This is a genomic window from Nonomuraea sp. NPDC004186 (assembly GCF_053603495.1).
Genome location: NZ_JBSGFQ010000032.1, coordinates 19199 through 40818, shown reverse-complemented (window position 1 = coordinate 40818; position 21620 = coordinate 19199). Strand labels below are relative to the sequence as shown.

The window sequence follows — 21620 nt, the reverse complement described above, 5'->3', positions numbered from 1 at the left end:
TCTACCAAACCCGACCGACAGTTCCGACCGCGGCCCCGAGGGCGGCGTTCCCGATAACGTGATGCCGATGGCCGACACACGTACCAAACTGCTCGATGCCGCGCTGGAGACGCTCAAGGAGCACGGCATCGCCGGCGTCTCCGCCCGTACGATCGCCGCGGCGGCGGGCGTCAACCAGGCCCTCGTCTTCTACCACTTCGGCAGTGTCGACCAGCTCCTCGCGGCCGCCGTCGAGCACGGCTCCAAGCAGCGCATCGCCCTCTACCGCGCCCGCTTCGCCGCCGTCACCACCCTCCGCGAGCTCCTCGACCTCGGCCGCGCGCTGCACGCGGAGGAGCGGGCGGAGGGCACCGTCGCCGCCCTCGCGCAGGTCCTCGCGGGCGGCCAGACCGATCCCAAACTCGCACCGGCCACCACCACCGGCCTCAACCTGTGGATCGAGGAGGTCGAGCAGGCCCTGGGGAGGGTGCTGGCCAAGTCGCCGCTGGCGGAGTTCGTGGACGTGGCGGGCCTGGCCAAGGCCACGGCGGCGGCGTTCGTGGGCCTGGAGCTGTACGAGGGAGTGGACCCGGACGGTGCGAACCAGGCGTTCGACGCCCTGGAGAGCCTGGCGGGCCTGGTGACGGCCCTGGAGGACATGGGCCCCCTCGTACGCCGCGCCGCCCGGGCCAAGCTGCGCCGTCACTCGTAGTAGCGCACCTCCAGCACGTTGCCGTCGGGGTCGGGGAAGAACATCGTCTCGGGGGCGATGCCCTGCGCGCCGAAGGAGTTGACGCCGGAGCCCGTGATCTCGACCCCGTGCCGCTTCAGCCTGACCTGCAGCTCGTCGAAATCCTCCTTTCCGACGGCCAGGCAGAAGTGATTGATCGGATGCCCGGCGCTGCCCTTGACCCCGGTGCCCTCGTCCACTCCCATGGAGGCGTCATACGCCATCAGGTCGAGGATGGTCTCGGCCGAGATCCGTACACTCGGAAACGCCGTCTTTCCCTCGCGAAACGCCTCGACCCGCACCCCCGGCAGGCCGATAACCTGCTCGTAGAAATGCAGGGAATCGAGCTGGTCGGAGACCCAGCAGACGAGATGGTCCAGCCGCACGTCCATGCATACCTCCGCTTCTGCCGCCCCGAATCCCCCTGTCCACCTGCGGTTCCATGGTTGGACGGTGATTCAGCGGCCGATACCGGCCTGCGCCGCACTCATTTCATAATGAAAGATCCGGATGACAGCGAAGTAAACACGGCAGGTCCGGCGGCGACCGCACCGCGCCAATTGAGAAATGCGAATCCGGTGCGGATGCTCCGCGCAGAAGTGTGGACGCGGGGCCAACGCGGCGGTGGCGGTGACCGCCGCGACCCTGGCCGGCGGGGTGGTCCTCGTCTCGTCCCCCGCGCACGCCGCCGGCTGGACCTGCAGCGCGAATTGGGACACGAGATCGTTCAACCTGCCGAAGCGGTTCGACAAGTTCGTGGTGCAGGTGCGCCTCGAGCGCGACGACCGGGCTCGCCAGCCAGTCGTGCGATCTCACCGATGAGATCAACAACGAGGAGGTCAGGGTCCTGCCGGACGGCACCGAGGTGGGTGACGAGCCCGAGCAGGAGCCGGCGTCCGCCAGCGGGCCCAGCCGGAGCAGGTAGCGCTCCATCAGCACACCGTGGATGATCGCGCTGACCACGCCGGCGCGCAGCTCGGCGTCCATGCCGGGGATGACCGCCGTGAACTGGCCGAGCCTGCGGATGGCCGCGGCGCGGAAGTCCTCGGCGGCGTCGGCGTGGGTGAGCATCGAGCGCAGCACGGCCAGCGAGGCGACCGGCTCGCCGACCAGCCGCTTGTGGAGCAGGGCGAGCAGAGCGTCGGCGACCTCGTCGGGCGTGCCGGGCGCCAGCTCGTCGGGGGGCAGTTTCGCGGCCTGCGAGAACCGGCCCCGTGAGGTCGTCGAACGCGTGTTGCGGGCGGGCCTGGCGCAGGACTACGAAACGGTCCTCGGCCTGATGGCGCCCGACGGCCACCTCGAATGGCCGTACCGGCCGCCCGGGGTGCCGGCCCGGCTGGAGGCCCGCGCCTCTCTGCCATGACGCCAGGCCGGCTGATCGCCAAGGGACGGTGATCAAGCCTCGACTATCCTCACGTCGGGGAGCTGGTTCCGCTGGAGGTCGCCGGTGAGTTCTGAAGGTCTGACGCGGGCCAGGTTCCGCCTTCTCGGCCCGGTGGAGCTCCAGACCGATACCGGACACGTCGTCCTGACCGGCAAGCAGGGGGCGTTGCTGACGATCCTGCTGCTGAGCGCCAACCGCGTGGTGTCCGTCCAGCGGCTGGCGGAGTCGCTGTGGGGCGAGCCGCTGCCGAATTCCCCTTCCTCCCGCGTCAGGATGCTGATCTCCGACCTCAGGAAGACGTGCGCCGCCGCGGGGGACGAGCTGATCCGTACGCAGCGGCCCGGGTACGTCGTGCGGCTGGCACCCGACCAGCTCGATCTGGCCAGGTTCCTCGACGGTGTGGCGCGGGCCCGCAAGGCGGCGACCGCAGGTGACCCGGAGACCGCGGTGACCCGCTACGACGAGGCGCTGGGACTATGGCACGGGGCGCCGCTGGTGGGGATCGACGGCTCCTTCGTCCCGGCGGAAGTGGCCAGGCTCGAGGAGCTGCGGCTGGAAGCGATGGAGGAGCGGGGCTCGGCCATGCTCGCGACGGGCAGGCACGCCGAAGCCGTCACCGAGCTCACCGCGGTCGTCGCGGACCATCCCCTGCGCGAGTCGGCGCACGGTCAGCTCATGCTCGCGCTGCACCGCAGCGGCCGGCGCGCCGACGCCCTGGCGGTCTACCGGAGACTGCGCGAACGGATCAGCGAGGAGCTGGGGCTGGAGCCCGAACGCGATCTGCAACAGCTTCACCAGCGGATCCTCACCTCCGACAGCACGCCGGAACCCCAGCCACGTCCGGTGCTCTCGCCGATCCCCCGGCAGTTGCCCGCTCCGCCACCGCACTTCGTCGGCCGCGAACGCGAACGCGCCGAGCTGGACCGCCTCGCCCGCGACCGGACCAGGAACAGCGTGGCCATCGCCGCCATCAGCGCCACCGGGGGAATGGGGAAGACCTCGCTGGCCCTGCACTGGGCGCACGACAACAGCGACCTCTTCCCCGACGGCCAGCTCTACGTCAACCTCCACGGGTTCGACCCGGGCAGCGACCCCCTGCCGGCCCATGTGGCGCTGCGCCATTTCCTCGGCTCTCTCGGTGTCCCGGCGGCGGCCATCCCGGCCGGCGAGGAGGCTCAGGCCGGGTTCTACCGGTCGCTGGTCGCCGACCGCCGCCTGCTCGTCGTCCTCGACAACGCCCGCGACGTGGCGCAGGTCGAGCCGCTGCTGCCCGGCAGCCCCGGCTGCGTCGTCGTGATCACCAGCCGCAACCGCCTCCCGGGCCTGAACGCCACCCGCGGCGCGAGCCTGATCGGGTTGGACGCCCTCACGCCCGCCGAGACGCGCCGCCTGCTGGGCCACCACCTGGGCGAATCGAGGATCGGCGCGGATCCCGACAGCGCGGCCGCCCTCGTGGAGCACAGCGGCGGCCTCCCTCTCGCGATCAGCGTGCTCTCCGCGCGCGCGGCCATGCACCCCGGCTTCCCCCTGTCGGTCCTCGCCGAGGAGCTGAGCAGCCCCGCCACCCGCCTCGACGCCCTGCAGACCGGTGATCTGAACGCGGACCTGCGGGCCGCGTTCAAGTCCTCGTACGAGGCCCTCCACCCCGGCACCGCCCGGCTGTTCGCGCTGCTGGGTCTGGCGCCGTGGCCGGACATCAGCCTGCGGTCGGCCGCCGCGCTCGCCGGCCTGCCCGCCTCCCGCACCAGGGTGTCGCTGCGGCACCTCGAAGCCGCCAACCTGATCCAGCAGCACCGTCCCGGGCGGTATCGCACGCATGACCTGGTCCGCCTCTACTCCGCCGAACGCGCGCAGTCCGACCTGCCCGATCACGAGCGGGCGGAGGCGCTGACCCGCCTGGTCGACGCCTACGTGCTCACCGCGTGCGCCGGCGACCGGCTGCTGAACCCCAACCGTCCCTTCGCCGCGCGGATCTCCGGCGAGGCCGCGCGGGAGGAGTTCGAGGACGCCGCGTCGGCCTGGGCGTGGTTCGAGGACGAGCAGTCCAGCCTCATCGCCGTTCAGCGGCACGCCGAGAGGCTGGGCCTGGACGCGGCCGTCTGGCGGCTGGCGTGGGCGATGGACACGTACCACAAGCGGTGCCAGCACGAGCTGCGCACCCGGTCCTGGGAGACGGCCCTGGCCGCCGCCGAGCGGCTGGGCCAGCCGGGCCCCCGGGCCTTCTCCCATTGGTATCTGGGGTACGCCTACGCGCAGGACTCCCGGGCCGACGACGGCCTGGAGCACCTGCTGCTCGCGTTCGAGCTGTTCGAGCAGGAGGAGGACCTCGCCGGGCAGGCGCACACCAGCCACACCCTCGGGTTCGCCTGGCTGGAGCGGGGAGCACCCGAGCGCGCGCTCCCGCACGTGGAGAACGCCCTGCGCCTCCAGCGCGAACTCCGAGACCCCCTCTGGGAGGCCAACGCGCTCAGCGCCGCCGGCTGGTGCCACGCCAAGCTCGGCCACTACCCGCAGGCGCGGTCGTACTGCGAGCAGGCTCTGGAGCTGTTCCAGAAGCACGAGGACCTGAACGGCGAATCCGCCACCCTCGACAGCCTCGGCTACATCGCCCACTGGGCGGGACAACATGACCAGGCGCTCGATTACTACGGCCGATGCCTCGAACTACGCGAGGAACTCGGCAACGCCTACCAGCGCGCCGACACCCTCGTCCGCATCGGCGACGTCCACCACGAAACGGGCCGGCCCGCCGCCGCCCGCGACGCCTGGCAGCGAGCGCTCGATCTCTACCACAAGCAGCACCGCGCGGTCGAAGCCGGGAACGTCCAGGAGAAGATCAGGCGCCTTGCCGCACCGCCTTCCGCTCCAGCCGGACCCTCAGGTCACGCGGCACCAGCAGACCGCTGAAGTCGGGCACCATCGCCTGCTCCTGCGTCCGCGCCAGGTTCATGCCGCTGACCAGCCAGGCCGTCGCCAACGTCAGCTGCATCATGCCGAGCTGGGTCCCCACGCACACCCTCGGCCCGGCGCCGAAGGGCAGGTAGGTGTGCCTGACGGGCGCGGCACGAGGCTCCAGCCACCGTTCCGGCACCAGCTGGTCGGGGTCGGACCACCAGCGCGGATCGCGATGCAGCCGATACAGGCTGAACAGCACCTGATCCCCCGTCTTGAGACGCCACCCGTCGAGCTCGGTGTCGTGACGTACGGTCCTGCCGATCAGCCAGGTCGGCGGCCACAGCCTGAGCACCTCCTTGACGAACGCCTCGGTGTACGGCAGGTCCCCCATGACCGGGACCTCGCCGGCCGGCGCGGCCTCGGCCTCCAGCCGGGCCAGCACGTCGGGTCGCGTGCTGAGCTCGTACACGATCCAGGTGAGCGCGGCGGCCGGGACGCCCAGGGCGGCCAGCATGATCCCGCGCAGGAACCGCTCGATCTGCAGGTCGGACAGCTGCTGATCGCCCGGGGCGAGCAGCACGCCGAGGAGGTCCTGGGCGGCGGAGTCCCCGGCCAAGCGGCGGCGGCGCACGATGTCGGTCATGAGCGCCAGGAGCCGCTTGCGGGAGCGGGCGAAGCGCCGCACCTTGCGCGACGGCCACCACGGCGGGAGCTGCAGCGAGTCACGCGACAGGGGGTCGATGGCCGCGACGCTCTCGGCCAGCGTCTCCGGCACGCCTTCCGCGTCCGCGCTCAGGCAGAAGTCGGCGGTCGCCCGGCCGAAGAAGTCGGCCATCGTGGCGAGCACGTCGATGTCCCCGTCACCGACGGTCTTGAGGAAGATCTCCCGCAGGCGTTCGGCGTGCGCCTGCGCGACCCTCCTGTGCAGCCCCTGCCAGCCGGCGCGGCGGGTCGTCGTCCACAGCTCGGCGTCGGCCGCCATCCGCTCGGTGTCCGTGTTTCCCGCCAGCGGCGAATTCTCGGCCAGGAAGTCTCGGTTGGTCCTGGTGAGCAACGCATGCACCTGATCCGGTGAGGACACCACGATGGTGCGGGCGTCGAACGAGAAGACGTCCCCGTATTCACGGTGACACCGTTCCAGGAAACCGTTCCTGTCCCGGTCGTACTCCTCGGTGTTGCCGAACAACCAGTGCCCTCGGGGCCCGGGGGGCCGCTCCGAACCAGGTGCGTGCGTCACTCGTCGGCCCTCTTAGTTCCAGAAGTTCCAGTAGGTGTACATGCCTCCCATGCGGACCCGGCCCACGAGGCGGACGGTTGCGTGTCGGATGTGCTTCATGCGTTACCTCCGTAGCGCGACTGACGTCACTGACCACGATCGATCACGGGGCGCATGATCTCCGCATGAAACCCGCCTGCCCGCCACCGTCACCACAGGTAATGGTATAGTTACGGTCAGCTATGGAAGTCGTCAGCGGATTGCCGTGTCACGTGGCTTGCGTGATGGACGGAAACGGGCGGTGGGCCGCGCAGCGATCGCTGCCGCGCACCGCGGGCCACGAGGCGGCGGAGGCCGCCGTCGTGGACATCATCGAGGAGGCGCGTTCGGCCGGCATCAGGTGGTTGAGCCTGTACGCCTTCTCCACCGAAAACTGGCGGAGGCCGGCGGGCGAGGTCGACATCCTGATGAGGCTCGTGCGCCGGGCCATCCGCAAGCACGCACCGGCGTTGCACGCGCGGGGCGTCCGGTGCAGGTTCCTGGGCATGTCCGATCCGCGGATCCCACCCACCCTGGTCCGCGACATCACCGACCTGATGACGCTCACCAGCGACAACAGGCAGATGACACTGACGGTCGCCTTCGATCACGGCGGGCGCCGCGACATCGTGGAGGCCGCCCGCTCGCTGATCCGCGCCGACGTGCCGGCCGAGCAGGTCACCGAGGCCACCTTCGCCCGGCATCTCCCCTACTCCGACACGCCGGATGTGGACCTGGTCATCCGCACCTCCGGAGAGCAACGCATCTCCAACTTCATGCTCTGGCAAGTGGCCTACGCCGAGTGGGTCTTCCCGCAGGTGCTGTGGCCGGACTTCCGCGCGACCCACCTCTGGGAATGCCTTGACGCCTACCGATCGCGCCAGCGCCGGTTCGGCGATGTCCGTCAGTCGACCGCCGCCACGGGAGAGGAATCTCGATGAGCCAGAGCACCGCCGATGCCTTCGGGCCGGACTCGATGCTGCGCCGCCTCGTCAACGACGCGCGGTGGGGCCTCGCGGTGACCCGCGCCACGGTTCTGGAGGCCGCGCATCCGCAGATCGGCGCCGCGTTGATCGAAAACTCGACGTTCGTGGCGCATCCGTGGCGGCGGCTGCGCAACACCTTGGTGAGCATGCAGCGCGTGCTCAACCCTGACCAGCACGTCCGCACCCGGGAGGCGACCCGCCTCAACCGCCTGCACGCCCGCATGTCGGGCACCGACCCGCAAGGCCGTCCCTACGACGGAAAGGACGCCGAAGCCCGCGCCTGGGTGGTGGCGACCCTGTTCGAATCGACGGTGACGATGTACCGGCTGAGCGGCGAGTCGCTCGACGGACCCGCGCTCGAACGGCTCTATGCCGAGTTCCGTGCGTTCCTGGCCCTGATCGAGGGCGACAGCGACCGGCTCCCCGCGACGGTGCGGGAGTTCTGGTCCTACTACGACGACATGATCGACCACCGCCTGGAGAGCACCGAGGCCGTGCGCGTCATCCTCTACCGGCTCTTCGCCAACGTGCCCGCACCGCCCCTGCTGCGCAACCATCCCGCGGTGTGGGCCGCGGGCCGGACCGTGGCGGGCCCCGTAGCCGCCGCGATCACCATCGCGTCGCTGCCGGAGCCCTTCTGCCGGCGGGTCGCCCTGCCCGACCTCCCGGGGGCGCGGGCGCTCATGCACGGGGCGTACCTCACCGCCGGAATCGCCACCCGCGTGCTCCCGGACGGCTGGGTGGACGTCAACTCGCTCGTGAGCCTGCTGGATCCCGGCCACGACGGTGGTTCCGGGCCATGGCAGACCGTACGCCGCAAGGCCGGCCAGGTCGCGGCCATGGTCAGGCTCATCACCCCGGCCCCCGACGACGTCAACCCGACCACCCGCTCGGCCGACCGGTTCTTCACCGAGGTCCTGGACCAGACGGGCGACGGCTACCTCACCTGGCCCGACCTGGCGGCCATGGCAAGAGAGCTCGCCACCCGGCTCGACCTGGACGAACAGGACGAGGAGCGGCTCTACAACGCCTACGCCACCTGGTGGCGGGAGTTGCAGACCAATCTCGACACCGACGGCGACGGGCGCGTCACACGACAGGAATACGCCGCCTCGGCCGTCTCGCTGCCCGGCTCAGGGTTGATCAAGGTCGCCGACGTGCTGTTCGACGTCACCGACGGCGACGACGACCAGGCGATCGACGCGCAGGAGTTCCAGAGCTTGTTCCGCACGGCCTTCCACCGCGATCTGGCCGGCGGAGCCGACGCCTACTCGCGCGGCGCCTTCGTCAGGCAGTTCCTGTCCTTCATGTCGGGGCAGCGGCACTCGGTCGCCTACGACTCCCTCCTGTCCTAGCTTCGATCAACGGCGGAACAGGACGTCGAGTTCGCTGAAGTCCAGCGAGCCGTCCAGCGCCGTGAGACCTCCCGTGCCGAGCAGCTCCGCGGCGGCTCGCCGGGTCGCGGCGTACGCGGCCTGGGCCAACCCGGTGCCCAGGCTGACCCTGCGTACCCCGGCCTGCGCGAGCTCGGTGACACTCGGCCCACCCGCGACGGCCATCGCGTTGACCGGCAGCGGCGATGCCGCGCAGAGGGTGTTCAGCGCGTCCAGGTCGAGCAGGCCAGGAACGAAGATGCCGTCGGCTCCCGCCTCCGCGTAGGCCTCCGTCCGCTCCAGCACCTCGCCCAGCCGCCCGTCCGGTGCACCGATCCCGAACAGGAAGACGTCGGTACGGGCGTTGACGAACAGTTCCGGCAGGGCCGTGGCGGCCGCGGCCTCCCTGGCGGCGCGCAGCCTGGCGCTCTGCTCGGCCACGTCGAACAGAGGACCGCCGACGGCCGTGGAGTCCTCCAGATTGACGCCCACCGCCCCGGCCTCGACCACCGCCCGCACGGTCGCGGCGACATCCGCCGGATCCGGCCCGTACCCTCCCTCCACGTCGACCGTCACCGGCACGTCGACGGAGTCCACGATGCGCCGCGCGGCCTCCACCATCTCGCCCCGGCCGAGCCGCTGCCCGTCCCCGCGGCCCAGCGACCACGAGACGCCACCGCTGGTCGTGGCGATCGCCGTGGCGCCGGCCGCGGCGATGACGGCCGCGCTGGCGGCGTCCCAGGCGTTGGGCAGCACCAGCACGGGCTCGGTGCTCAGGGCTCGGAACTGCCGCGCCTTCCGCTGAGTCGCGGCATCGACGGAGGAGGAGATGAACATGACTGCCTTTCGCGTTGTCCTGCTTCCGGGATACTGCTGGGCAGAGGGTCGAGGATCCACTGATTAAGCTGAGACCGAATCATGGAGGCGGCATGAAGGCGCGGCTCGCCTTCTCGGTGAACGATCTGGCCGAGACCCGGTTCGCCGTCTCGCCCATGTGGGAAGTCGTCACCAGCGTCAGAGCGCTGGCCGCCGCGGTCGTGCCGCGCCCGCACCGCAACTGGGCCGACCAGGTACGCCCCCGGCTCGCCGCCGCGGGCCTCGATCGCGGCTGGCTGGCCGACATGATCCCGCCCAGCGGCCACCTCCCCGACTTCCTCAACCCGGCGCCGACGACCTCCTCTCCCGGCCTTGCCGACGAGCTGGCCGCCATCGAGGCCACCGACCCCGAGCAGGTACGGCAGGACGTCGATCGCCTGGCCGCAGAGCGCGACGGCGCTCTGCCCTCCCGGCTGCGGAGCCTTCACCGCACCCCGCAGAGCTGCCTGCCCCGGATCGTGGCGGAGATCGAGGTCTACTGGGGGCTGGCGATAGCGCCCTACTGGGCCAGGATCCGCTCGGTCCTGGAGGCGGACATCTTCCACCGGGGGCGCCAGGTGGCCGAGCAGGGCACGGCCCAGGCGCTGGACGAGCTGCACCACACGGTGCGTTGGGCCGGCGGCAGCCTCCACCTGGTAGAGCGGCACTGCGCCATCACCAGGATCGAGACCGGGGCCGGGCTGCTCCTGGTGCCGTCGGTCTTCGCCTGGCCGCGGGTGCTGACCCGCTCCGTCGCGCCCGAACCACCGCAGCTGGCCTACCCGGCGCGCGGGATCGGCCTGTTGTGGGAGCGCCGGACACATACGCACATGGAAGCCCTCGCCGCCGTGATCGGCCGGTCCCGGGCGTTGATCCTGGCCGAACTGGACACCCCCGCCTCGACCACCGAACTCGCCCAACGGTCGGGCCTTTCCGCGGCGGGCGTCTCCCAGCACCTCACCGCCCTGCGGGCCGCCGGCCTGACCAGCACTCACCGAGCGGGCCGTTCGGTCCTCTACGCCCGCACCGGCCTCGCCGACGCCCTGCTCACGGCGCAGGCGTGAAACCCCGCGCTCCCGCGTCAGCGCTGTGCGGTGCGGAGGTGGATGCGTTCGCCCTGCTTCCCGAAGAGGCTGAGCACTTCGACGCTGCCACGCCCGGCAGCGCCGAACCAGTGCGGAATCTGACAGTCGAACTCGGCCGCTTCGCCCGCTCCCATGATGAAGTCGTGGTCAGCCAGTCTCACGCGAAGCCGTCCGCGGAGCACGTAGAGCCATTCGTAGCCTGCGTGGGTCCGCAGGTGGGGCTGTTCGTCGTGCGCCGGAATGGTCATCTTGTACGCGCGTGGTTCGCCCTGATGCCGCGACAACGGGATCAGCACCCGGCCGTCCTTCCCGGTGGGCTGCTGCGGCACGCGCGGATCGAGAATCCGGGGTGCGGCGACGATCTCGTCGAGGGGGATGCCCAGCGCCGCGGTGATCGGAAGGAGCAGCTCAAGGCTCGGTTTGCGCTGAGCTGATTCGAGCCGGGACAACGTGCTGGTCGAGATGCCGGTGGCGCGCGCGAGGTCGGCCAGGCTGACGCCCTTCTTCTCGCGGGCACGTCGCAGCCGAGGGGCGATCTGCTCGATCACCCCGCTGACGCTCGGTTGCTGTTCCACGGGACGCAGTCAATCAACGTGTCCCGGAATCGGCAACGAAGTTTGTCGATTCCGGGACAGGCTCCCGATCCTCTTCGCATGAACGCAACAACGGATTCGACGCTACGGGACGCGATCGTCATCGGCGGTGGAGCCGCCGGGCTGCCGGCCGGGAACGTGGTCAACCCCCGGGCGCAGGTCGTCACCGCCGCGGGCGCCGCCGCCGCCATCGGCATGACCTCCTGGCTGCTGGAACGAGAGCTGCCCGCTGCCGTGGGTGCGATCTGATGGGCGGCATCACCGCGTCCGCGGAGACGTCCCGGAGCACTCCCTCCGACAGGTTGCCCGCCGGCGTGTACCTGCTCGCTTTCAGCCTGTTCGCGATGGGAAGTGCCGAGTTCCTGCTGGCCGGCGTACTGCCTGCCGTGGCCGCCGATCTGGACGTCACACTCTCTTCAGCCGGATTCCTGATCACTGCGTTCGCGCTGGGTGTCGTGATCGGCGGGCCACCGTTCGCCATGCTGAGTCTGCATTGGCCTCGCCGTACCGCGTTGGTGGCAACCCAGGGCCTCTTCGCCGCCGGCGTCGTCGTCGGGCTGCTGGGCGACTACCAGGTCCTGCTGCTGACGAGGGTGGTTTCGGGGATCGCCTACGCGGGCTTCTTCGCCGTCGCGTCGGTGACCGCGATCAGCCTGGTGACACCGGGCCGGAACGCCCGCGCCGCCGGAGTCGTGGTCAGCGGGCTCAGCGCGGCAATGGTCGTCGGCGGTCCCGCAGGCACGCTGCTCAGCCACTTCGTCCAATGGCGCGGCGGCTTCTGGGCCGTCGTCGTCCTGACGGCCGCCGGGATCATCGGCTGCCTCCTCGGACTCCCCGCCACCGCCCCGGACACCCGCCGGCCCAGCGTCTCGCGAGAGCTCGCCACGATGCGGAAACCGATGCTCTGGAGCATGTACGCGATCACGATCCTGACCACCGCGGCGTACATGATCACGTTCAACTATCTGAGCGCCATGCTCGCCGAGATCACCGCCGTCCCCGAGGTCTGGATCCCGGCGATCCTCGCGCTCTTCGGGGTCGGCGCCTTCGTCGGCCTGTCCATCGGCGGCCGCGTCTCCGACCGGCGCCCCCACCTCGCGCTCCTCACCGGCGCAGCCGCGATCGTGATCCTTTCGGTCGTGATGGCTGTCGTGATCCAGCAGGTCTGGGCGGTGGTGCCCACGGTCTTCCTGATCGGCGTCGCCGCGTTCGTGCTGAACCCCGCCGTCTACGGACGCGTCTTCGCCATCGCAGCCGGCGCGCCGACCCTCGCCGGCGCCACCACCGTGTCGGCATTCCAGCTCGGCATCAGCATCACCCCCGTGTTCGCGGCCGCCTCACTCACACGAGGGGCCGCTCTCACATCGGTCTGCCTGATCGGGGCCGGCCTCGCCGCGACCGCCGTACCGTTCATCCTCCTGGACCGGACGCGGCAGGCCCGCTCGACGCAACGCGCGGTGGCGGACCCAAGGTCAGCCGCCATCCGTTCGGCCCACCACGAGGTGGCGACGACCCGGACGGATCCTGATGGGGACCACCGGTGACCCTGCGTCTCATCGCTTCCGTGAGGCGCACGGCCTGACGGGCCTTCGATCGGTGCTCAGCCCACAAGTCGATGGCCTCTTAGAGATCAGGATCAGCAACGACGGCATGCTGCCTGCGCAGATACCGCCGGCCCAGGACCCCGTACCAGATCATGACGGGCAGGTGGAGCGCATACCCGAGCTGTTCCAGCGCCCCCGTAGGGCCGGCGATCCCGGTCGTCCACGGAAGCACGACCGCGGCCAGGCCGCTGAGTGCGGCGATCAGGCCGGTGACACGAAGCCCGGCGGGCATCGGGAGGCCCACTGCGCCGGCGACGGTGGCGGCGACCCACAGCAGCCCGGCCAGATTGACCGCCCATTTGGCGGTGTGCAGGACGGCCAAGGCCACTGTGGCGGCCGCCGGGGTGGTCGGGCGGGCGGCCAGCTGGGTCAGTGCCAGGTTTCCGGCGTCATGAAGCAGGCCCGCCAGCCCGGCGCCGGTCAGCAGGCCACCGGCGAGCGTCACCAGATACGGTCTTGACGTCTCGGCCGGGCGAGCGGCCATCACCAGTCCGGCCGCGGCCAGTGCCAGCCAGCCCAGCACGTCGAAGGCCAGCTCGGTCAGGTGCAGCCCGACCTGCTCGCGTACCGCGTCCAGCGCGGCACCGGGGTCGGACGGATTCAGGGTCAACCCCGATGGCACCACGATGGCCGTACCGGCGATCATGGCTGTCAGCGAGGTCAGCAGCAGCACACCGGTGAGCCGGCGCCGAGGGTTCGGATCGGTCATAGACCGTGACGGTAGAACCCTGACGCTGGGACAAAGTCAACATGCCAGGAGAGGGGGACGCCATGTGGCGGATCGGGCGACTGGCGCGCATGGCCGGCGTATCCGAACGGACCCTGCGCCACTACGACAAGATCGGGCTGCTGGTTCCCGCCGCGGTCGACCGCACCACCGGCTACCGCTGGTACGGCGTGACTGAGTTGTCCCGGCTCGAACGCATCCGCGGGCTGCAGCGTCTCGGCCTGCCGCTGCGCCAGATCGCCGATCTGCTGGACGCTCCCGAGGCACAGGTGCGGCAGGCGCTCACCGAGATCGTGGCGAACATCAGGCGTGACATCGCCACGCTGGCCGCGACCGCGGCTCACGCCGAGGACCACCTCGCCGTGCCGATGTCGATCCTGCCTCAGCAGACCGCGGTGGACTCGCGCCGACTCCGCGTCCGCCGCATGCGCCTCGACCATCCCGCCGAACTGGCCGCCGTCTGCCCGGCACCACCGGCGGCCCTGCTGACCTGGCTTCGCGGGGAGCCGACGGGCGCGTTCGCCGTCGCGGTGACCACCGACGGCGCCGGCGAGCAGCTCTTCCTGCCTGCCCGCACTGTCGTACGAGCCGTCGTTCCGCCCTCGGCAGGGGTGGTCCGCGCCGGGCAGGACCTCTTCGGCTGGCTGCACCGCCACCGCCTGGAGGTCACCGGTCCCACCGTGGAGGAGCACCTCATCGACGGCGACGGCGCTCACGCCATCGTCCTTGAGGTGACCGTGAACTCACGGCGGTGCACCCGCGCCGCTTGACCGTTCCTCGCTGTCGCCGGATGACCGGTCAGGCGGTGACGTGCTCGCCTCAGCACCACTCCGTACTTCCGGTCCGCCGGGCACAGGCCCCACTGCTTGGAGTCCTCCGAGCGGCGATGGTCTCCCCGCAGCACCAGCATGCCCGGCGGCACGCGGCGCCGGCACGATCCCGATCACCAGTGCCGCCGCGCCGGAGGCGTGGTCGCCGCTCTCACGGATCCGGCCGTCCTGCACGACGACGATCCGGTCGGCCCGGCGGACGGCGCCGAGCCGGTGGGAGACCAGGACGCCGGTGGAGCCCGCGCGCAGCTCCCGCAGCCGGTGGCTGCGGCTGTACCTGTCAGAGGACGTCAGGTACGGCTGACAGCATGGGCCGCACATCTCGCGAAAAGGAGTTGGCTGGATGAGCTGCACCGAGAAGACCCTGGTAGAACTCGAGCAGCGGATGCTGGACGCGGACGCTGCCTATGACGAGACATTTTTCCAGGAGCACTGCGCCGACGACTTCGTAGCCATGGGACATTACGGAATCGTGTCCAGGCAGCAGGTTCTCGACATGTACGTCAAGGGAAGCGGCAATCCGGAACGGTACAACCGAGCACACGATGTCGTGGTCAAGCCGCTCGGCGACGCAGGAGCCGTGGTGGCCTACAAACTGACGAGCACCATCGGCGATGAGACGTCCACATGGCATGCGTCGACGGTCTACCGCCGTACCTCCGAGGGCTGGCGCGTCGTCCTCCTCCACCAGACACCCATGTAGGGTGCGGCACGCAGTCTCAGACGGGGACCACCTGCACTGCTTTCCCGCACAGTTCGCTCATGTCGTCCGCGTCAGGCGTCAGAACGATGGCAGGACGCACCGAGCGCAGTGCGGTGGCCGCGACCACAGCGTCTATGGCGTACTTGTGACCGTGCAGGCGGGCATCCCGGAGAAGCTCGATCGCTCGCGACGAGATGTCCTCGGTCACCGGCTCGATCTTCAGGCGGGACAGATACCACCTGAGACGATCGCTTTTGACACGGACGTCTTGCGCCTCAATCGGTGTCATGGCGCTGACCACGACCCGAAAGTCGTTGTCCTGCGCCTCCCGTACGAACGCTGTCACCCGCTGATCGGCCTCGCACCACTTCACGAGCCCTTCGCAGTCGAGAACGACGGTGCCCGCGCTCAACCTGCTTCGTGCGCGCGCCATCCGTCCTCCTCCTGGAGTTCAGGCGCCGACTTGACGTGGCGGAACAACTCCGCCGCCTCATCACGCAATGCCCGTGGGATCGGCCCAGAAGCGGCCTCGTTCGCCTGCAGGGCCTCCTCCAGGAGATCCCGCTCGATCTGGCGCTCCACAGCGGCATCGACGTAGGCGGAAAACCCGCGGGCCCCGACTCGCTCTCGGACGGCGCGAATGTTGCCCGCTCTCAGAGACACACTGACCTTGGCGGCCGGCCCGTCGCCCGGGGCGAAGTCTCGCTCTGGCATGCTCACAAGCTCAATTTACTACTCGAAGTAGCAAAATTCCGGTCCTTGCTCTGCGCGCGAGGACCGGCCCCCAACGTCGGACCGTCCGGCGAGCTGCCGCTTGCGACGTCCTGCCGAAGGAGCTCGCCGTGCCACAGGCAAGGCAAATATTTTAAGTACCTTTACTAATAAATTCACGCGTGTGATACTCGCCTCTCAGCAACCCTCACAGAAGAGGATCACATGCGCCGACGAATGATCACCGTCATCATCGTTGCCTTGTGCGCGGTCCCCGCCGTGGCTCCGGCAGGCTCGGCGACCGCCGCCGAAGTGTTCTTCCAGGACACCGGAACGCTGACCGGCTGGAGCAACTACCCACAAGAGCCCCAGAAGCAAGGCGTGATCCGTACGGTCAGCAGCCCCGTGTACAAGGGGACCACCGCCATCGAGGCGCAGCAGACGTACCTCGACGAAGGCGGCGGGTACCACTCCGAGACCGTCCAGAACCGGACCCAGGCCGTGGGCCAGGACCGCTACTACGGACAGGCCATCTACCTGCCGCCGAACTGGCAGTTCCACAACCAGAACGTCACCTTCCAGCAGTGGTCGCCAGAGGATCCGGAAGGGCCCTGGGAGCTGATGTTCGTACAGAACGACGAACTCCGGATCGGCGGCTCGGGCGGTTTCGCCGCCACACTCGACAAGATCACAAACCTTCGTGGCACGTGGATCCGGATCGTCACCCGCCTGAAGTTCCACAGCACCGCGGGAGCCTTCGAGGTCTGGGTCAACGGGCGGAAGGTGTGGAGCAGGACCGGCGTCGCAGTGCTGCCCAAGACATCGCAGACGATCCGCTGGTCGTCAGGCATCTACTGCACGGCTTGGCGGAACGGGACGCCCGCCGGCCCGCGCGTACTGTCGATCTACCACGACCACGCCAGGATCGCGTCCTCCTACTCCTTGGCAGAGCCCGCCAACTGGTGACGCATCGACGCCATACCCGGCCCGGGGGCCAGGAGCCGAGCGCGACCGGCCCCCGGGCGTCGGCGATGTCGCGGCCCCCCTCGGGCACGGTGACGATCGCGGCCCACTCGGCGCCGAATCAGACCTCCGATCAATAAGCGTCACCATGTGTCGCATATTTCAGGACATATCCCGAGCTCGTATGCAAAACATGCGCTGCTAGCAGGGCATACCTGGTGGATATTGATGGATTTTGTAGGTTTCTTATCTATTAATCGCCTCTTGACGATAAGAAACACCCAATGTTAACTGCGCGTGACATGCCACTTCCTAACCCCCCAAAGGTGAGCATGGTGAAGAGGTTGTTACGCTCCCTCCCCCTGGTGGCGCTCCTCGGCGCGTTGCTGTCCGGGACGCCCGCGCTGGCCTCGCCGACCGACGCCGCGTTCGACCAGTCCACGGGAACGCTGGACGTCGACTACGCGGGCTACCTGTCCAAGCACGACATCGTCTACAACAGGCCCAACACCAACCCGCTGTACGGCATGACCGTGGGCAACGGCCGTACCGGAGCGATGGTCTGGAGTCAGAACGGACTGACCATGCAGACCTCGGGCGTGGACCTGTCCCAGCAGTCCGCGTTCGCGGCGGGGCTGGTCAACCTGGCCACCAGCCCGGGCATGGACACCGGATACACCACCTTCCAGCAACGGCTGTCCCTGTACGACGGCACCCTCACCACCAAGTACGACTCGAACCGCACCGTCACCGTCATGGGGTCGCCGAACTCCGAGGTGATGGGCATCCACGTGGACGACAGCCGCACCGGTGTCTCCAACGTGGCCCTGAACCTGAGCATGTGGGACACGGCGAACCTCCCGAACAGCGGCGACGTGCCCGACCTGAACGCCTGGAAGACCGTCTCCACCTTCGCCGACGCGAACGCGGCCGGCCTGAGCCGGGGGCAGACCGACGCCAACGGGTTCGGCTACACGCTGGCCGCCACGGTCGAGGGCGCGAGCTACTCCACCCAGGTCGTCGACTCCCGCACGGTACGGCTCACCATCACGCCCACCTCCAGCTACACGATCTGGTTCACCGCGGCCGGCCGGGTCAACGCCCCCAACCGCGACTCGGTGGCGCAGGCCCGCAACCAGCTCGCCGCCGTGAAGTCCACCGGGTACGCGACCACGATCACCAACTACCGCAACTGGTGGCACTCCTTCTGGGCCAAGTCGTTCGTCCAGTATTCCGGCCTGTCCGGCGACGCGGACTACATGGAGAACGTCTATTACCTGTCCACGTACATGATCGCCGCGGGCGGCTACGGCAACTACCCGTCCCACTTCATCAACGGCGTCTTCAGGGCGACCCAGGACAACACGAAGTGGAGCAACGCGTACTGGTACTGGAACCAACGCGACGTCTACCTGTCCTTCCTCGCCTCCAACCATCCCGACCTCATCGACAGGCACAACAACCTGTACGCCAGGAACTACAACGCCCTGAAGTCGTACACCCAGACGCGGTACAACGTGGACGGCCTGTGGGTGCCGGAGACCATGGGCTGGGACGGCAACGCGCGCGGCACGATCAACAGCGACTACACCAAGAACATCCTGTCGACCGGCTACGAGGCCGCGTACAGCATGTACCTGCGGTACCGGTACACCAACGACGCGAACTACCTGCGCGACGTGGCCTACCCGTTCATGCGCGAGACGGCGAAGTTCTACTCGGCCATGCTCTCCCACGACACGGCCACGAACACGTACTACATGGCCAACTCCAACTCGCACGAGACGTACTGGAACGTCCGCAACGCGATCACCGATTTGGCCGCCGTGCGCAGCATCTTCCCCCTGACGATCCAGGTCAGCGAGCAGCTCGGGGTGGACGCGGGGCTGCGGTCCACGTGGCAGAATGTGCTCGACCACCTGGTGCCCTACGTGGTCTCGAACGGTGCCTACCAACCGCACCAGCCGCCGATCTCGCAGACCAGGAACAACGAGAACGTCTCCGCCGAGCTGATCTGGCCGTACGACATGACGGGGATCGGCTTCCCCGACCACCAGACCGCGGTCAACACCTGGAACCAGCGGCCCTTCCCCTACGGCAACGTGTGGTCCAACGACGCCGTGCAGGCCGCCCGGCTGGGCCTCGGCGACCAGGCGTACAACGGCATGAAGACCATGCTGCAGAAGTACCAGAACTACCCGAACGGCATGACGAACAACACCAACGGCGTCTTCGAGTACCTCGGCGTGCACCTCACGGCCCTCAACGAGTCGCTCATGCAGAGCTACAACGGCAAGATCCGGGTGTTCCCCGCCGTTCCGGCCGACTCCTCGTTCGCCGGCAAGTTCACCCTGCTGGCCAAGGACGGCTTCCTGATCAGCTCCGAGCGGGAGGCCGGCGAGATCAAGTACGTCGGCATGAAGAGCGTGCACGGCAAGCAGGCGACCGTGGTCAACCCGTGGGGCACCCAGCAGGTCCGCGTCCGCCGTACCTCCGACAACGCGACCATCACGACGAGCTCGAGCGCGGAGATCGGCTTCGCCACCGCCGCCGGGTCCGTCTACGTCGTGGAGCGCACTGCCAAGCCGCTCAGCTCGTACGCCACCACCCGGCTCACCGGCGCCGCCAACCAGGGCGTGAAGTCCCTGAGCGGCACCGCCTCCACCCTGGGCCTCCCGACCGGGTCAGCGCCGTCCGGCACGATCAGCCTGCGCTCGCGCGCCAACAACATGTACGTGACCGCGGAGAACGCCGGAGCCCAGCCCTTGATCGCCAACCGCACGACCGTCGGCGGCTGGGAACAGTTCGACCGCACCGACCTCGGCAACGGCAACGTCGCCCTCAAGGCCAGGGCGAACGGCAAATACGTCACCGCCGAAAGCGCCGGGGCGCAACCGCTCATCGCCAACCGGGACGCCATCGGCCCCTGGGAGACCTTCCAGCAGATCAACAATCCCGACGGCACGATCAGCCTCAAAGCCCAGGCCAACGGCAAATACGTGTGCGCCGACAACGCCGGATCCTCAGCGCTCATCGCCAACCGCGACGCCATCGGCCCCTGGGAATCCTTCGACCTGATCACCAACTGATGATCACCCCACTCGTTCGCTGAACCACAGGTCGTAGACCGCATGGCACTCGCTCAGCGCGCCGGGCGGGGCCAGGCGATCGAGGCCCAGGATCCAGCCATCTCCGCAGGCCTACGCCTCACCGGACGTCGGCCCGCTCCCGGCACGGGTGGCGGCTCACAACCTGGAGCGATCCACGGTGAAGAGCCGGGGAATCGGGGGTTACACGATCTTGACGGCCAGGTCACGGGCATGCATAACATGTATGTAGGCGGCGAGAACGGCGGTGTTTCCTCCGGCCGTCGTGGTCCGCCCGTCGCGCCGGAAGGACACGTACATGCAGGAACCACTCAGCTCCGAACCCTGGAGGCAGTGGCACAGCGGACTTGAGCTGGACCGGTCATGGCCGTCGCCTGCGAGCGGGATAGAGGTCAACAGAGCGGAGCTCAAGAAGCGCTCGGCGCGAATCGTCACGGACGACCTCAGCTCGACGCCACCCATCAGCGACGAAATGTATTCGCCGCTGTCCGGGGAGTCCACGCCGAGCGCGGCCTTCGGGCACTACGTCTCGGAGGTCGTCTGGGGTGCCTACAGCGGCCATTCCGTCGCGAAAATCGATCTGGACGGCGCATGGGCATCCGCAGACAGGATGCAGGAGGCGCTCGATCGGAAGTTCGAAAGCCTCCGAGATCAGTTGGAGACGTTCTTCCGGTCCTACGCCGGCTTCGGCCAGCTCGTGTACGCCGCCGCCCTGAACTACGACGCGGCTGAGGGAATGTTCAACCGCCAAATGGGCAAGCTGCGGAACATCGTCAACGGGCAGCAGGATCCGGGCCGTTCCCGGTCCCCCTCTGATATCGAGCGGTGGCGCGAGGAGGACGTCTCGACCAACAACGCGGCCGGCGTCAGGAAATTCTTCGAGCGGAGTCGTCCGCGGATTCTCCTGGACCTCGGCGTGGTGTGTCAGAACTCCGCCGATTGGATGGCCGATTTGGCGGCCACCATCGAGGGGCACTCGGAGGCGCTGGCCAAGGTATGGGGCAGCCAGGCCGCGGAGCTGTGCCAGCAGGCGCTCAGGAAGCTGCACGGCACCGCGAAGACGCTCGCCTACGACGCAGGCCGGACGGGCGACGTGCTTCTCTCGTTCGGCGAACTCTACTGGCGGTACAAGGAGAACTGCGCCAGTGCCGTCGGCGACTTCGAGGTTGACGACCTGTGGGAGTGGGCCGGCGGCGAGGACAACGAGGACGACGAGCGCGCCCGCCAGTACCTGCGCGAGTTCAACCAGCAGATGGGCTTCTGGTACAACATGATCCCCGCGAACGCCGAGATGCTGCTGCCCCAGATCGAGTACGTCGAAGCCCTTGACCCCAAGGAGTCGGGGATCGAGATCCTCAAGAGGCAGCTGCGGGAGCCCTATCCGTACGTCGGGTAGTGAGGATTCCCAGTCACTCCATGCAGAGCTGAGGCGCGTTCACGCCCGGCTCATGTCGTACGCGGCGGCCAAGTCACAGGCAAGCTCCACACACCCCCGAAGGACATCACCCCCGGCCCACCGCCCGGACGAGCCTGAGATCAAGCCTCGTCACCTCACCCACCAGGGGTACCCGTACCAGCGGTCTTTCCGCTCATCGTCGGTGTCCGGCAGCGCGCTCTACTCGACGAGCGACGCGAGGATCTCACAGAAGACGCTCCTAACCGGTACGGACGCGCGCACTGCTCCAAGACACCCCGGTACCTGACCGCGCAACCAGCCAGTAGAGCGGGCACCGATGATTTCCGGGCGGCAGCGTCGTCTAAAGCATCAGCGACAGGCCACAGACGCCGCGGCCACGCGAGCGCTGCGACCCGGGACACGCACGTCCCCCCTAGCAAGCAC

Annotated in this window: 21 protein-coding genes; 13 read left to right on the top strand and 8 right to left on the bottom strand. The window is 68.9% G+C overall.

Annotated features, from left to right (window positions below; all coding sequences use genetic code 11):
* The first annotated feature begins 67 nt into the window (after positions 1 to 67).
* Positions 68 to 691 carry a TetR/AcrR family transcriptional regulator gene (locus tag ACWEPL_RS25380; RefSeq protein ID WP_452437624.1) on the top strand — a complete coding sequence of 208 codons (624 nt, stop codon included), beginning with the start codon at positions 68 to 70 and terminating at the stop codon, positions 689 to 691.
* On the opposite strand, the gene ACWEPL_RS25375 is transcribed toward ACWEPL_RS25380, so the two are convergent.
* Complete coding sequence (locus tag ACWEPL_RS25375) at positions 682 to 1101, bottom strand: VOC family protein (RefSeq protein WP_452437623.1); 420 nt, start codon at positions 1099 to 1101, stop codon at positions 682 to 684. The two genes, ACWEPL_RS25380 and ACWEPL_RS25375, sit on opposite strands and share 10 nt — an antisense overlap.
* Positions 1102 to 1201: 100 nt before the next feature.
* Positions 1202 to 1780 (bottom strand): TetR/AcrR family transcriptional regulator, encoded by a 579-nt coding sequence (locus ACWEPL_RS25370; RefSeq protein ID WP_452437622.1) that lies wholly within the window; start codon positions 1778 to 1780, stop codon positions 1202 to 1204.
* On the opposite strand from ACWEPL_RS25370, the gene ACWEPL_RS25365 reads away from it, so the two are divergent.
* On the top strand, positions 1773 to 2072 hold the full coding sequence (locus tag ACWEPL_RS25365) for a hypothetical protein (protein ID WP_452437621.1): 300 nt from the start codon (positions 1773 to 1775) through the stop codon (positions 2070 to 2072). The genes ACWEPL_RS25370 and ACWEPL_RS25365 overlap by 8 nt on opposite strands.
* Before the next feature lie 84 nt (positions 2073 to 2156).
* On the top strand, positions 2157 to 5000 hold the full coding sequence (locus ACWEPL_RS25360) for a BTAD domain-containing putative transcriptional regulator (protein WP_452437620.1): 2844 nt from the start codon (positions 2157 to 2159) through the stop codon (positions 4998 to 5000).
* On the opposite strand, the gene ACWEPL_RS25355 is transcribed toward ACWEPL_RS25360, so the two are convergent.
* A complete protein-coding gene (locus ACWEPL_RS25355; RefSeq protein ID WP_452437619.1) occupies positions 4930 to 6225 on the bottom strand; it encodes a cytochrome P450 in 1296 nt (431 codons plus the stop codon). The two genes, ACWEPL_RS25360 and ACWEPL_RS25355, sit on opposite strands and share 71 nt — an antisense overlap.
* Positions 6226 to 6446: 221 nt before the next feature.
* Between ACWEPL_RS25355 and uppS the strand changes: the two genes are divergently transcribed.
* Positions 6447 to 7184 carry a polyprenyl diphosphate synthase gene (gene uppS, locus ACWEPL_RS25350; protein WP_363981132.1) on the top strand — a complete coding sequence of 246 codons (738 nt, stop codon included), beginning with the start codon at positions 6447 to 6449 and terminating at the stop codon, positions 7182 to 7184.
* Positions 7181 to 8584 (top strand): oxygenase MpaB family protein, encoded by a 1404-nt coding sequence (locus ACWEPL_RS25345; RefSeq protein ID WP_452437618.1) that lies wholly within the window; start codon positions 7181 to 7183, stop codon positions 8582 to 8584. Before uppS ends, ACWEPL_RS25345 begins: the two co-directional genes overlap by 4 nt.
* A 6-nt stretch (positions 8585 to 8590) precedes the next feature.
* Here ACWEPL_RS25345 and ACWEPL_RS25340 read toward each other — a convergent pair whose 3' ends face one another.
* Positions 8591 to 9439: an isocitrate lyase/PEP mutase family protein gene (locus ACWEPL_RS25340; protein ID WP_452437617.1), complete on the bottom strand. Its 849-nt coding sequence runs from the start codon at positions 9437 to 9439 to the stop codon at positions 8591 to 8593.
* 92 nt (positions 9440 to 9531) lie between these two features.
* Here ACWEPL_RS25340 and ACWEPL_RS25335 point away from each other — a divergent pair, with 92 nt between their 5' ends.
* Entirely contained in the window at positions 9532 to 10521 is a 990-nt protein-coding gene (locus ACWEPL_RS25335; RefSeq protein WP_452437616.1) for a DUF5937 family protein, read from the top strand.
* Between the two features lie 17 nt (positions 10522 to 10538).
* On the opposite strand, the gene ACWEPL_RS25330 is transcribed toward ACWEPL_RS25335, so the two are convergent.
* Positions 10539 to 11090, bottom strand: a complete 552-nt coding sequence (locus ACWEPL_RS25330; RefSeq protein ID WP_452437615.1) for a helix-turn-helix domain-containing protein — start codon at positions 11088 to 11090, stop codon at positions 10539 to 10541.
* A gap of 105 nt (positions 11091 to 11195) precedes the next feature.
* Between ACWEPL_RS25330 and ACWEPL_RS25325 the strand changes: the two genes are divergently transcribed.
* Both ACWEPL_RS25325 and ACWEPL_RS25320 read left to right on the top strand, forming a co-directional pair.
* On the top strand, positions 11196 to 11384 hold the full coding sequence (locus ACWEPL_RS25325) for a hypothetical protein (RefSeq protein ID WP_452437614.1): 189 nt from the start codon (positions 11196 to 11198) through the stop codon (positions 11382 to 11384).
* Positions 11384 to 12679 (top strand): MFS transporter, encoded by a 1296-nt coding sequence (locus ACWEPL_RS25320; protein WP_452437613.1) that lies wholly within the window; start codon positions 11384 to 11386, stop codon positions 12677 to 12679. The genes ACWEPL_RS25325 and ACWEPL_RS25320 overlap by 1 nt, the downstream gene beginning before the upstream one ends.
* Positions 12680 to 12758: 79 nt before the next feature.
* Here the strand turns inward: ACWEPL_RS25320 and ACWEPL_RS25315 are convergent, their stop codons facing one another.
* Positions 12759 to 13448, bottom strand: a complete 690-nt coding sequence (locus ACWEPL_RS25315) for a hypothetical protein (RefSeq protein ID WP_452437612.1) — start codon at positions 13446 to 13448, stop codon at positions 12759 to 12761.
* Between the two features lie 41 nt (positions 13449 to 13489).
* Here ACWEPL_RS25315 and ACWEPL_RS25310 point away from each other — a divergent pair, with 41 nt between their 5' ends.
* Both ACWEPL_RS25310 and ACWEPL_RS25305 read left to right on the top strand, forming a co-directional pair.
* A complete protein-coding gene (locus tag ACWEPL_RS25310) occupies positions 13490 to 14236 on the top strand; it encodes a MerR family transcriptional regulator (RefSeq protein WP_452437611.1) in 747 nt (248 codons plus the stop codon).
* 403 nt (positions 14237 to 14639) lie between these two features.
* Positions 14640 to 14999, top strand: a complete 360-nt coding sequence (locus ACWEPL_RS25305; RefSeq protein WP_452437610.1) for a DUF4440 domain-containing protein — start codon at positions 14640 to 14642, stop codon at positions 14997 to 14999.
* Between the two features lie 16 nt (positions 15000 to 15015).
* Here the strand turns inward: ACWEPL_RS25305 and ACWEPL_RS25300 are convergent, their stop codons facing one another.
* Positions 15016 to 15432: a DNA-binding protein gene (locus ACWEPL_RS25300; RefSeq protein ID WP_452437609.1), complete on the bottom strand. Its 417-nt coding sequence runs from the start codon at positions 15430 to 15432 to the stop codon at positions 15016 to 15018.
* Positions 15408 to 15719, bottom strand: a complete 312-nt coding sequence (locus ACWEPL_RS25295) for a hypothetical protein (protein WP_452437608.1) — start codon at positions 15717 to 15719, stop codon at positions 15408 to 15410. The genes ACWEPL_RS25300 and ACWEPL_RS25295 overlap by 25 nt, the downstream gene beginning before the upstream one ends.
* A gap of 216 nt (positions 15720 to 15935) precedes the next feature.
* On the opposite strand from ACWEPL_RS25295, the gene ACWEPL_RS25290 reads away from it, so the two are divergent.
* From ACWEPL_RS25290 to ACWEPL_RS25280, 3 genes are all read left to right on the top strand, one after another.
* On the top strand, positions 15936 to 16676 hold the full coding sequence (locus ACWEPL_RS25290) for a polysaccharide lyase (protein ID WP_452437607.1): 741 nt from the start codon (positions 15936 to 15938) through the stop codon (positions 16674 to 16676).
* Between the two features lie 329 nt (positions 16677 to 17005).
* Positions 17006 to 19762, top strand: coding sequence for a glycosyl hydrolase family 95 catalytic domain-containing protein (locus ACWEPL_RS25285; protein WP_452437606.1), 2757 nt, complete (start codon positions 17006 to 17008; stop codon positions 19760 to 19762).
* 316 nt (positions 19763 to 20078) lie between these two features.
* Entirely contained in the window at positions 20079 to 21176 is a 1098-nt protein-coding gene (locus ACWEPL_RS25280) for a hypothetical protein (protein ID WP_363981093.1), read from the top strand.
* Positions 21177 to 21620 lie beyond the last annotated feature (444 nt).